This window comes from Allobosea sp. TAB14, from assembly GCF_052113865.1.
GTDB lineage: Bacteria > Pseudomonadota > Alphaproteobacteria > Rhizobiales > Beijerinckiaceae > Allobosea > Allobosea spartocytisi.
On record NZ_JBFRDQ010000056.1, the window covers coordinates 1 to 11,620 of the forward strand.

9 protein-coding genes are annotated in these 11,620 nt (G+C 69.1%); 3 read left to right on the top strand and 6 right to left on the bottom strand.

Annotated features, from left to right (window positions below):
* Positions 1 to 264 precede the first annotated feature (264 nt).
* Positions 265 to 1,614: an ABC transporter substrate-binding protein gene (locus AB4Y99_RS10765; RefSeq protein ID WP_441523300.1), complete on the bottom strand. Its 1,350-nt coding sequence runs from the start codon at positions 1,612 to 1,614 to the stop codon at positions 265 to 267.
* 231 nt (positions 1,615 to 1,845) lie between these two features.
* On the opposite strand from AB4Y99_RS10765, the gene AB4Y99_RS10770 reads away from it, so the two are divergent.
* Together AB4Y99_RS10770 and AB4Y99_RS10775 are read left to right on the top strand one after the other, a co-directional pair.
* Positions 1,846 to 2,775, top strand: coding sequence for an amidohydrolase family protein (locus AB4Y99_RS10770; RefSeq protein ID WP_441523301.1), 930 nt, complete (start codon positions 1,846 to 1,848; stop codon positions 2,773 to 2,775).
* Between the two features lie 84 nt (positions 2,776 to 2,859).
* Positions 2,860 to 3,366: a hypothetical protein gene (locus AB4Y99_RS10775; protein WP_166652890.1), complete on the top strand. Its 507-nt coding sequence runs from the start codon at positions 2,860 to 2,862 to the stop codon at positions 3,364 to 3,366.
* Positions 3,367 to 3,467: 101 nt separating this feature from the next.
* On the opposite strand, the gene AB4Y99_RS10780 is transcribed toward AB4Y99_RS10775, so the two are convergent.
* On the bottom strand, positions 3,468 to 4,037 hold the full coding sequence (locus tag AB4Y99_RS10780; protein WP_038363565.1) for a gamma-glutamylcyclotransferase: 570 nt from the start codon (positions 4,035 to 4,037) through the stop codon (positions 3,468 to 3,470).
* A gap of 117 nt (positions 4,038 to 4,154) precedes the next feature.
* Between AB4Y99_RS10780 and AB4Y99_RS10785 the strand changes: the two genes are divergently transcribed.
* Positions 4,155 to 5,198 carry a DUF2125 domain-containing protein gene (locus AB4Y99_RS10785; RefSeq protein WP_441523302.1) on the top strand — a complete coding sequence of 348 codons (1,044 nt, stop codon included), beginning with the start codon at positions 4,155 to 4,157 and terminating at the stop codon, positions 5,196 to 5,198.
* Positions 5,199 to 5,382: 184 nt separating this feature from the next.
* Here AB4Y99_RS10785 and rpoH read toward each other — a convergent pair whose 3' ends face one another.
* The 4 genes from rpoH to AB4Y99_RS10805 form a co-directional block, all read right to left on the bottom strand.
* On the bottom strand, positions 5,383 to 6,279 hold the full coding sequence (rpoH, locus tag AB4Y99_RS10790) for an RNA polymerase sigma factor RpoH (protein WP_441523303.1): 897 nt from the start codon (positions 6,277 to 6,279) through the stop codon (positions 5,383 to 5,385).
* Positions 6,280 to 6,497: 218 nt separating this feature from the next.
* Positions 6,498 to 7,535 carry an RluA family pseudouridine synthase gene (locus AB4Y99_RS10795; protein ID WP_441523304.1) on the bottom strand — a complete coding sequence of 346 codons (1,038 nt, stop codon included), beginning with the start codon at positions 7,533 to 7,535 and terminating at the stop codon, positions 6,498 to 6,500.
* Positions 7,536 to 7,857: 322 nt separating this feature from the next.
* Positions 7,858 to 9,549: a heme biosynthesis protein HemY gene (locus AB4Y99_RS10800; protein WP_441523305.1), complete on the bottom strand. Its 1,692-nt coding sequence runs from the start codon at positions 9,547 to 9,549 to the stop codon at positions 7,858 to 7,860.
* A gap of 18 nt (positions 9,550 to 9,567) precedes the next feature.
* Positions 9,568 to 11,427, bottom strand: coding sequence for a uroporphyrinogen-III synthase (locus AB4Y99_RS10805; RefSeq protein WP_441523306.1), 1,860 nt, complete (start codon positions 11,425 to 11,427; stop codon positions 9,568 to 9,570).
* Between the last annotated feature and the right edge of the window lie 193 nt (positions 11,428 to 11,620).

The following is an 11,620-nucleotide window of genomic DNA, read 5'->3' on the forward strand; positions in this document are numbered from 1 at the left end:
GACATGAACAGCGTGAACAGCCACGGGAACACGATCACCGCCGCAATCACCAGCACGGCCGGCAACGAGAACAGCCAGTAGCGCGGCGTGAAATCCTGCGACGTCGCGGAGCTCGCAGGCACCGTGCTGGCGAGATTGGCTGGCAGGGATGTGCTGGTCATGTGTCTGGAACCGTCATGCTCGGGCTTGACCCGAGCACCTTTTCGAGAGTGTGCACTGGTGACGAGATGGCCGGATCAAGCCCGGCCATGACGTCTGTTGCGCTCACCCCTGCTCGCTCTTGGCGAGCACCGGGGCGAAGGTCTCCGTCGCCTTCTTGAGCTCGCTCGCGACATCGGCCCCGCCGATCATATTGGTCAGACCCACGCCGAAGACGTCGCGGAACTCGGTCACCGGCACGATCTGCGGCAGGCCGGCCCGGGCGATCTTGGCCGAGCCGAGCAGGCAATCGAAATACTGCTTGCCGAACTTCGACTGCTGGATCGTCTCGGTGTCGAGATAGGCCGAGGAGCGTCCGGGCGCGCCGGCGCCGGCCTTCAGCATGGCGATCTGGTTCTTCTTGTTGGTCATGAACTGCACATAGAGCCAGGCGGCCTCCTTCTTCGAGGAGCCGCGCGAGATGCCCATTCCGTCGGCGAACATGCCGGCGTGATGCGCCTTCGGCCCCGGCGGGGTGATGCCGTAGCCGACCTTGCCGACGATGCGCGACTTCGACGGGTCCTCCAGCGGCGTGGCGAAGCCGACGCCGTCGAGCCACATCGCCGCCCGCCCCTGCATGAAGGTGGTCTGGCACTCGTTCCAGTTGAAGCCGACCGAACCCACCGGCCCGGTCTCCTTGTTGAGCTTCTTGTAGAGCTCGCCCGCCCAGATCGCCTCCGGCGTGTCGGTGAGCAGCTTGCCGTCGGGCGAGGTCGTCTCCGAGCCCTGGCCGAGCATCAGCGAGGTCCAGACCGGGACATTGGCGTTCTTCAAGCCGCGCGAGACGAAGCCCGCGATGCCCTTGGTGGGATCGTGCAGCTTCTGCGCGACGGTGAACATCTCGTCCATCGACTTCGGATAGGCGACGCCCTTCGCGTCGAAGAGCTCCTTGTTGTAGTAGACGATCCAGTAGTCGACGAAGAACGGCACGGTATCGAGCGAGCCGTCGGCCTGCCGGGCATAGGCGACCGGCCCGGCGCCGAAATCGGCGAAGTCGAAATCCGGCGCCGTCAGCGAGGCGTCCTTGATGTAGGGGTCGAGGTTCTCGAACCACTTGCCCTTGGCCGCCATGCGCTTCTGCACATGCAGCGAGATGCCGCTGACATCGAAGCTCGGCTTGCCCGAGGCGAACTCGATCACCGCCTTCTGGCGCTGCTGCTGCTCCGGCACCTGTTCGGAGGAGACCTTGATGCCGGTCAGCTCGGTGAATTCCTTCTCCGCCGCCTGCATCAGCTCGGAGCGCGGGTTCTTGACCAAGAGCACGTCGATCGACTGGCCGGAGAAGCGCTTCCAGTTGAACGGCGCCTGCGCACGCGCCTCGCGCAGCACCAGCGGCGCGGCGATGACGCCCGCGCCGGTTGCGGCGGCGCCGCGCAACAGCGCACGGCGAGTCGGCTTGAGAATGCTGTCGGTCATCGGCGTCCTCCCCAGGACCTGTGAAACGGTATTTCGCCCACTTGCAGGCGGCCCATTTTCGGGCTTTCGTCTCCGTCGCGGCAAGCTTTTGGGCTCCGCCGCGACAGCGACCCGGGCAGGACGCTAATCTGCTTTCAAGCCGGTTGCAAGCTAACATGTTGGCGTGCACATAGGGGGCCGCGCCGGCCGAACGCTGCCGCCGCAGAGCCCAGGATCCGCATGGCGACGCGCATGACGAGCCCCTCTCCCAGCAAGCCGCCTGCCCCGCCGCGCATCGATTCCCACCAGCATCTCTGGCGGCTCGACCGCGGCGACTATGGCTGGCTCACGCCCGCGCTCGAGGCCATCCACCGCGACTTCGCCCCGGCCGATCTCGCGCCGCTTTTGGCCGCCCACGACATCGACGCCACCATCCTCGTCCAGGCCGCGCCGAGCGAGGCCGAAACGCGCTTCCTGCTCGAAACCGCAGCCGCCACGCCCTTCATCGCCGGCGTCGTCGGCTGGGCCGATTTCGCGGCGCCCGATGCCCCCGCCCGCATCGCCGCGCTGGCCGCAGACCCGCTGCTGGTGGGCCTCAGACCCATGGCGCAGGATATTCCCGATCCGCACTGGCTCGCTCGGCCAGATCTCGCCCCCGCCTTCGCGGCACTGCGCGAGCACGACCTCGTCTTCGACGCGCTGGTGAAGCTGCCGCAGATCCCGGCACTGCTTGCCCTGCTGGAGCGCGAGAAGGAGCTTCCTGTCGTCATCGACCACGGCGCCAAACCTGATCTCACATCAACAGGCGTGGCCGGCGCCGACCTTGCCGCCTGGCGCGACGGCATCGCCAAGCTGGCCGCAAAGCCGAACACGGTCTGCAAGCTCTCCGGCCTCGTCACCGAAGCCGGGCCGGACTGGACGGACGCGACGCTGGCGCCTGCGGTGGCGCATCTCCTCGCCTGTTTCGGGCCGGAACGCCTGCTCTGGGGCAGCGACTGGCCGGTCGCGACGCTGCGTGCGCCCTACGCCGAATGGCTCGCAACCGCCGAACGTCTCACCGCGACGCTCTCGGACGCCGAGCGGGCCGCAATCTTCGGCGGCAATGCGGCGCGGGTTTACCTTACGAAACATGGCCGAAATCCGGCCAAAATCGTCAGCGACAGTTCATCTTCGCGGGGCTAGCCTCATCCTTGCTGCCCGACCGCCCGGAATGATCCGTCCGGCCGCAGCGGCATCGACAAGCACCCCATACGGGGGAGGATCATCATGACACAGACCAGATTCGCGCTTGCTGCCGGCCTTCTCGCGCTCGCCGGCGGGTTCATGATCCAGGCTTCGACGCCGGCGCTCGCGCTGACGATGAAGGAATGCAGCACCAAGTATCAGGCGGCCAAAACGGGCAACGCGCTCAACGGCCAGTCCTGGAACGACTTCCGCAAGACGCAATGCGGCGACAGCGCCACCGCGGCCCCTGCCTCCGCCCCGGCAGCCACGACGGCGCCCGCTCCGGCCGCGCCGAAACCCGCCGCCACGACCGCAGCCGCACCGGCAGCGCCGAAGCCGATGGCGGCCCCCGCCCCGGCCGGCAACGCCGTGTTCCCGAGCAAGGTCGATCCGAAATATTCGCAGCTCTCGGCCGGCAAGCAGCGCTTCAAGACCTGCGACGACCAGTACAACGCCAACAAGGCCACCAATGGCAATGGCGGCCTGAAATGGATCCAGAAGGGCGGCGGCTATTACAGCCAGTGCAACGCCCGCCTGAAGGGCGCCTGAGCCGGTTCGGCGCCGCGCGCATCGCATGGAAACGCACCGTCATTCCCGGGCTAGCCCGGAAATGACGGTGCGCGCCCGGTCGCGGGCGCATGGTGTGGCGGTCAGCCCTTCACCGGCGGATGCGTCGCGTGGAGGCCCGGCGCCAGCTCCTGCGCCAGCGCGGCGAGCACGGGATCATAGACCCCCATCTTGCGCAGATGCTCATGGGTCTGCAGCACATAATCGGGATTCTCGCCCGACTGGCCGCGCCCCTGGCGAACCAGCTTCAGCAAGGCGGCGGGCGGCAGCTTGCCGGCATATTGCAGGTGATGGCGGTCCGCGACATAGACCAGCCCCTCGACTCGCCGGCCATCATCCAGCCGCAACGGAACACGGCGCTCGAGATAGACCGCCGTCGCCTGCTCGCGCGCCCTGAGATAGGCGACCGTTTCCTCCGCCCGGCCGGCCTCGACCCGGAAGGCCAGCCCCCGGCACACCCCGCCGCGATCGAGCCCGAGCACGAGGCCCGGCCGGTCCGGCGTGCCGCGATGGACATGCGAGAACACGCAAAGCGAGCGGTGATAGCCATGGAGCTTCGCCGGAACGCTTTCCGCAAAGGCGAATCCCGGCCGCCAGATCAGCGACCCGTAGCCGAAGACCCAGAGATCCGCCGCATCGCTTTCGCTCGTCATCGCCGTCTCATCATTTGGCCATGCCGGCCTGCTTGGTGGCGGGCATCCGCCACTCTGGCATCCGCCGTTCTGGCGAGCTAACAATCGRCCCGCCTTCGCGCAAGGAACGCCTGCCGCATGACTGACCTCTCCCCGACGCGCCGCCAGAGCCGCTTCTGGCTCTATGCCCCTTTCGGCCTCCTCGTCGTGCTGGCGGCGGCCTGGTCGGGCTTCTGGTTCTACGTCCATGGCCGCACCGTCGCCGAGATCGACAAGGCTCTCGCCAAGGAGGCCGAGCGCGGCCGGAGCTGGACCTGCAACAACCGGACCGTTCGCGGCTTTCCCTTCCGCATCGAGATCCGCTGCGATTCGCTCGCCCTGACCTCGACGCGCTGGGGCGATGCCGTGCGGGTCGAGACCGGCCCGGCGCTGGCTGTCGGGCAGATCTATTCGCCGGGGCTCGTCATCCTCGAGGCGACCAGCCCCGCCCGCGTCTCCCTGCCGGAAGGCCGCAGCCTCGACATCACCTGGAAGCAGCTCGACGCCAGCCTGGCCTGGCGCGATCCGCAGCGCTTCGCGCTGGTCGCGGCGGAGCCGAACGCCACCCTCACCACGCCGGGGCAGGCCGCGGAGAACTGGCGCGCCGCTTCGCTGGAAACGCATCTGCGCCGCAATCCGGACCGCCCGGCAACCGATCAGGCCGTCGATATCGCGCTCTCCGCCAAGGGCACCGTGCTGCCGGTGATCGACGCCCTGCTCGGCACGACCGATGCCGGCACGATCGACCTGCAGGCGACGCTGACCCAGTCGGAGGCATTCCGCCAGGGCTTCAAYCCCGATGCGCTCGAAGCCTGGCGCAACGCCAACGGCGTCCTCGACATCACGCGCCTCGCCACGACCAAGGGCGCGGCCCGCATCGACGGCAGCGGGCAATTGCTGCTCGACCCGACCCACCATATCGGCGGCGATCTGCAGCTGGCCGCCGCGGGCATCCAGCAGATCGGCGGCGTCCGCGTCGGCAATCTGCTGGGCGGGCTCGGCGGCCTGCTGGGCGGGCGCGGCGGCAGCGCCGCCGCCGCGGCGCCCGGCCTCACGCCGCTGCCGCCGGTCTCGCTGCGGGAGGGCCGCGTCTTCCTCGGCCCGATCCGCCTGCCGCTGAAGCCGCTGCTACCGTTGTATTGAGGCGGCGCGCGTCTCCTCGTCATGGTCGGGCTCGACCCGACCATCTCGGGAAGCGGAGGGGTCAGCGCCTTCTCCGGCAGAAGCTTGCCGAGCCGCAGCCAGGTGCTCGTTTGAAAATGTCGAGCAAATGAAAAGGGGCGCCGAAGCGCCCCTTTTTAAATTCTCTCGACGTCGATGATCGCGGTCACGCCGCCGGCAGCGCCGCGCGCGGCGCCTCGATGCGAGTGATCGCCTTCTTCACCGCGTCCTGCACCTTCTCGAAGGCGCGAACCTCGATCTGGCGGACGCGCTCGCGCGACACCCCGAACTCCTCGGAGAGTTCCTCCAGCGTGATCGGATCCTCGGCGAGGCGGCGCGCCTCGAAGATGCGCCGCTCGCGCGGGTTCAGCACCTCCAGCGCCTCGTGCAGCGCCGTATGGCGGTTGCTGGCCTCCTCCGAATCGGCAAGGCGACGCTCCTGGCTCTCGGAATCGTCGACCAGCCAGTCCTGCCATTCGCCTTCGCCATCCTCGCGCAGCGGGGTGTTGAGCGAGGCGTCGCCGCCGAGGCGGCGGTTCATCTCGACCACGTCCTGCTCGTTGACGCCGAGCTTGGTCGCGATCTGCTTGACCTGGTCGGGGCGCAGATCGCCCTCGCCCAGCGCCGCGATCTTGCTCTTGGCCTTGCGCAGGTTGAAGAACAGCTTCTTCTGATTGGCCGTGGTGCCCATCTTCACGAGCGACCAGGAGCGCAGGATGTATTCCTGGATCGAGGCCTTGATCCACCACATCGCATAGGTCGCCAGCCTGAAGCCCTTCTCGGGCTCGAAGCGCTTGACCGCCTGCATCAGGCCGACATTGCCCTCGGACACGACTTCGCCGATCGGCAGGCCATAGCCGCGATAGCCCATGGCGATCTTGGCGACGAGGCGCAAATGCGAGGTGACGAGCTTGTGCGCCGCGTCGCGGTCGCCATGCTCGCGCCAGCGCTTGGCCAGCATGTATTCCTCGCTCGGTTCCAGCATCGGGAACTTGCGGATTTCATCGAGATAACGTGAGAGTCCACCCTCGGCGGACAGGACAGGCAGCGAAGCACTCRCCATGCGCGTGTCTCCTCGTCGAGGCCCCCGCTGTGCGGCGGGCCCACCGCGCGATCAACCTTCGCGCAGGTTTCGGACAATGCGAATTGATCCAACGCAGAAACCGGTCGGGAGTTCGGCGGGATCGATTGCGTGCGGCGCCCCCTTGGCCATCCGCATCCGACAACCCCAGTATATGCGAACTCACTCTGGCGGAAAGGTGGCAGGAACGCCCGATTGGCTCACAGCCTCGCGAGCGCTGTTTGCAGTTTCGCAAAATCCTCGGGCGGGTCGGATTCGAACAGCATCTCCTCGCCCGTCGCCGGATGCGCGAAACCCAGCACCGCCGCATGCAGCGCCTGCCGTCCGAGCGCCGCCAGCGCCTCGCGCGCCTCCTCCGGCAAGCGCACCGCCTTGGTCGCGAACCCGGAGCCGTAGAGCTGATCGCCCAGAAGCGGATGGCCGATATGACTCATATGCACGCGAATCTGATGCGTGCRCCCGGTTTCGAGCCGGCATTCGATCAGGCTCGCCAGCGGCTCGGTCTCGTCGAGCCCCTTCAGAAGCGGCGGATAGCGCTCGATCAGGCGGATATGCGTGATCGCCTCGCGGCCGCGCCCCTCCTTCACCACCGCCATTTTTTCGCGATTGCGGTTGGAGCGCTCGAGCGGGGCGTCGATCGTGCCCTCGCGCAGGCGCGGCGTGCCCCAGACCATGGCGAGATAGGCACGCTGCAGCGGACCGGTGCGGCCATGGTCGGCGAACTGCTTGGCGAGCTTCTGGTGCGCACGGTCGTTCTTGGCGACGACGAGCAGGCCGCTCGTATCCTTGTCGAGCCGGTGGACGATGCCCGGCCGCCTGACCCCGCCGATGCCGGAAAGGCTCTCGCCGCAATGGGCGATCAGCGCGTTGACGAGCGTGCCGTCCTCATGGCCCCCCGCAGGATGCACGACGAGCCCGGCCGGCTTGTCGATCACGATCAGGTGCTCGTCCTCGTAGACGACGTCGAGCGGGATGTCCTGCCCGACCGGATCGGGCGGCTTCGCCTCCGGCATCACCAGCGTGATGGCGTCGCCTTCGGCCACCTTGCGGCTGCCATCGCTGACGGGGGTGCCGTTGAGGCCGACACCGCCTTCCTTGATCACCTGCTGCAGCCGCGCCCGCGAAATCTCGCCGGCAAGCATGGCGAGCGCCTTGTCGAGCCGAAGGCCCGCCTGCTCCGCCCCGACCTGCAGGGTCGTGGCGCCATTGTCGTTGTTCTGTTCGAAAACGGAGTTCATGCCGCCGCTATAAGGCTCATGAGCCCCGGCCGCACGCCTTTTCGCACGCGGCTGCCGTCATGCTCGGGCTTGACCGGTGTATCTCGGGAAGGTGAGGCATGGAAAGCCGTAACCCGCTCATCTTTCCGGGATTGGTTGGAGGTCGCGCGGCCTCTCCCGCGTCGGGCCTGTCCCGACCATCCACCTCTTCGCTGGTCGAGGGCGTGTTCAAGACGTAGATGCTCGCCACAAGGGCGAGCATGACGGTGCAGATCGCGCGCCCTCATCCGTCGGCACTTCGGCAGCCACCTTCCCCCGCAAGAGGGGAGGGAAAAGTTCGCGCTCAGCCGAACAGGCGGAAACCGCTCTTCTTCGGTTCGCCCGGCGGCTCCTCATCCGGCCCGGGATCGTCGGGCGCGTGCGGAACGGGGAAGATCACCGGCTTCGGCGGCACCGTTTCACGGGCCACAGCGCCATGGGCCGCTGAGGCCGTGGAGTTGGTCGCCCCGGCAGGCTTCGGCACCGGAGCGGGCTGTGCTTCCGGCTCCGGCTTCGCAGCCGGCTCGCTCTTGATCTCGACCTTGGCCTCGACCGGAACCGCAGGAGCGGGCTTCGGCTCCTCCTTCGGCGGTGCGGACACCACGACCGTAGCCGGCTCGACGACGGTGACGCTCTCCGGCTTCACCTCGATCAGCTTGGTCGAATCGTCGAGATCCGCGAGCACGTCGTCCAGCGCCTGCGGCGGGCTGCCGAGCGTCGCCGGCGGAACCGTCCAGACGAAGGCGTCGAGCCGCCCGGTGATCGGCGAGACCGGCATCCAGTGATCGGAGACGAGCCCGTCCGCCACCCAAGCCGCGTCATGCGGTGCGCGCGTTGCCCGCCCCAGCCACTCGCGCACCCTGCCGGCGGCGCCATGTTCGGCCTCCTCCAGCTCCGCCATCAGCAGGCAGGCCCGCACCGAGGCACCACCCGCGAGCAATGGCTTCAGCGTGTCGCGCGCCTTCTGGAACTCGCGCGCCTGAATGGCCGCGCCGGCCAGCACCAGCACGCTTTCCGGGTCGGCCGGGCGAAGCTTCGACAGCGTCATGGCGCGATTCAGCCGGTCGAGTGCGCTGTCGCCGAGGCGGACATCGAGATAGGCCGCCGCGACATCGGGATGCGGCGCCTCGCGCCAGGCCGCCTCCAGCAGCTTCGACGCCTTGCGCACATCGCCACGCTCGGCAAGCATTCGGCCGGCAAGCGCCGCCGCAGGCGTCAGCGCCGGCGCGAGCTTCACCGCTTCCAGCGCCGCGGCGAGCGCCCGCTCCGGCTCCTTGTCGCGGGCTTCGAGCGCTTCGGCCGCGAGCAGCACGGCGCGCTGCCGGCGCGCCTCCGCCTTGTCCGCGAGACGCAAGGCCGCACGACGCTCGACGGCGGTGCGCGCCGCCTGCCAGTCGCCGGCATTGGTGTGGAAATCGAGCAGCGCATCGTTCGCCCAGGCGAGCGAGGGCGAGCGCCGCACGGCATCGTCGGCGAAGGCGCGCGCCGCCGCCATGTCGCCGCGGCGCTTGGCCTCGACGAAGAGCCCGCGCAGGCCGAGCACGCGCGTCTCCGAGCGGTCCAGCATCGCCTTGAAGGCGGCCTCGGCCTGGGCGCGATTGCCGGTGAGCTGAGCCGTCTGCGCTTCCAGCAGCAAGGTCAGCGGCTCGTTCGGCACGAAGCGGCGCGCCTCGCCAGTATAACGTCCGGCCGCGACGGGATCGCCCGCGCCGATCGCGACCATGCCGCGCGAAACGGCCTCGAAGCCGCGTGCCCGGCGCCGCGCCCGCGAGGAGAGGCTGAAGGCGGAAGGCAGGCCGAAGACGAAGCGGATGATGGCCCAGGCCAGCAACACCAGGAAGGCGAGCAGGACCACGCCGATCGCGCCGATCGCGACGCTGGTGTCGATGCGGTAGCCCTGCCAGATCACCGAGATTTCGCCCGGCCGATCGGCGAGCCATACCGCGCCGAAGGCAAGGCAGGCGAAGACGGCGAGGTAGACGAGAACGCGAACCATGGACCTCTCTATCCTCCGTCAGCCGGCGGCGCCAAGCGCTGCGACCGCATCCTGCGCGATTTTGGCGATGGCTGCATCCGCCGCCGCCCGCTTTTGCAGATCGGCGCCGAATTCCGCGCTGGCGCGACGCGCCGGCTCGGGTAATTGGCCCCAGAGCGCCGCCGCCTTCGGCATGTCGCCGGCCGCAACCGCGCTCTCCAGCCGCAGCGGCAGCGTGGCGGGATCATTCGAGCTGTTGTCGCCGACCGGACGGACCGTGACGATGCGGCTCGTCAAGCCGATCAGCTTGTCCGTCCAGCTATCCGATTGCGGCGTGACTTCGCGCTGGAACATCGCGCCATGCGTGCGGAAGCCCGCCAGCAGCGCCTCGCGCGTCGCCGCGCCCGCTGTCGCGACAGCGGAGAGCGCCGCGACATCGGCCTGCGGGACGCCGGCCTTGACCAGGGCGGCGACGTCGCTCCCGAAGGGGCGCCCCGCCGCCAGAGCCCGCTGGACCCGCTCGGCCAGCACGATTCGCGCCGCCGCCATCCCCTCCGGATTCGCAGTGGGAGCGGCCTTCGCCTGCGTCTCGATGGCGGAGACCCGCCCGGTGAGCTTGTCGAACCGCTCGCTTGTGGCGGCGAGCGCCGCCTCGGTGCGCTGGAGTTGCTCCGTGAGGGCGCCCGTATCGGCCGCTGGCGCCTTGGCGAGCGAGCCGATCCTGCCCGAAAGCGCTTGCAGTTCCGAGCCTGCCTTCGCCGCGGCATCCCCGGCGGTGCCGGCTTTGCGATCGGCGGCGGTGACGGAGGCCTGAAGCCCGTCGACCCGCCCGCTCAGATCGGCGAGCTGTTCGGGCGTGACGGCCGGGCTGCTCGCCCGCAGTGCGTAGAGCATCAGCCCCGCGCCGAGAATGCCGCCGACGACGCCGGCAATGGCCAAAGCCGGCCAGGGCGTCGCCGGCTTCGCAACCGGCGCTGCGGCCGCGGCCCGCGGCGGTTCAGGTGGCGGCGGCGAGAATTCCTGCGGCAGCGCCTCGGTGGGCGCCACGGCCTCGGGCGCGGACGCTCCTGCAACGGCCTCGGCCTTCCCGGCCATATCGGCGTCCGACTGTGCCTTGAGATCGATCGTCGGCGGCGTGCGCTTCAGGCTGCCGCGCGGCTCCGCCTGCGCCGACCCGTCCGGCTTCTGCCGCCGGGAAACCTCCTCCAGCGCCGCCAGCATCGCGGCCTCCTCGGGGTGCTCGGCGACGAGCACCGTGCTGGCGCCGGCCGAGATCAAGGGCGAGGCGACATCGGCCGAGAGCGCGACATGGGTGAGTTCGAGCGCTTCCGCCCCGACGCCGGCCGCTTGCGCGAGGCTCAGGAAAGTCCGCGCCCCGCGCGCCGAATAATGCAGGGCGGCGTCGGCCTGGCCGTGCCGCAGCGCGGCCTGCGTGTCCTCCGGCAATACCGAGACCGGCTCGGCGGCATAAGCCTCCCAGAGCGTGATGTCGTAGCCTGCGTCCTTCAGCCGCTGTGGCACGTCCTCCTTGCGGTCGCGGCCGAGGATCAGCAGCAGCCGCGCCGGCGCCGGCACCGTCCGCGTGATCAGCTCGATCAGGTCGTTGCGGTCGCCGTCGGCGCTGCGGGCGTCATCGAGGCCGGCCTCACGGACCTTCGCCGCCGTGCGGGCGCCGACGGTGAACACCGGCAGGTCGCGCCAGCCCTCGGGTCCCTCAGCGAGCACGGGAACGGCATTGCCGCTGGTCAGGACGATGGCCGCGAAATCGCCGGCCGGTGCCTCCCCCGGCAGCCTGACCACCTCGAACAGCGGCGCGACCAGCGGCTCGAAGCCATGGGCGGCGATCGCCTGCGCCGTCCGGTCGGCATCGGGGCGGGGTCGGAAGACGAAGACGCGCATTCGCAGCTCCTATGGCATCGGACCGAAACACGGAATCCAGCTTCCGGAACAATCCGATGCGATAACAAATACATAGACCACCGTCATCGCGTCCGGCAGGACGCGCGGCGCTCTAGCGAGGCAACCACCGGTCACAGGCCGAACCGCGAACGGCACCGGCCAAGGCGATCGGGACGCATTGAGGCGGAACGAT

What these genes read in the sequence shown, in the direction of transcription:
- AB4Y99_RS10800 (WP_441523305.1), bottom strand. Translation starts at nt 9,549, where the DNA reads ATGGTTCGCGTTCTCGTCTACCTCGCCGTCTTCGCCTGCCTTGCCTTC.
- AB4Y99_RS10775 (WP_166652890.1), top strand. Translation starts at nt 2,860, where the DNA reads ATGACACAGACCAGATTCGCGCTTGCTGCCGGCCTTCTCGCGCTCGCC.
- AB4Y99_RS10780 (WP_038363565.1), bottom strand. Translation starts at nt 4,037, where the DNA reads ATGACGAGCGAAAGCGATGCGGCGGATCTCTGGGTCTTCGGCTACGGG.
- AB4Y99_RS10765 (WP_441523300.1), bottom strand. Translation starts at nt 1,614, where the DNA reads ATGACCGACAGCATTCTCAAGCCGACTCGCCGTGCGCTGTTGCGCGGC.
- AB4Y99_RS10805 (WP_441523306.1), bottom strand. Translation starts at nt 11,427, where the DNA reads ATGCGCGTCTTCGTCTTCCGACCCCGCCCCGATGCCGACCGGACGGCG.
- AB4Y99_RS10770 (WP_441523301.1), top strand. Translation starts at nt 1,846, where the DNA reads ATGACGAGCCCCTCTCCCAGCAAGCCGCCTGCCCCGCCGCGCATCGAT.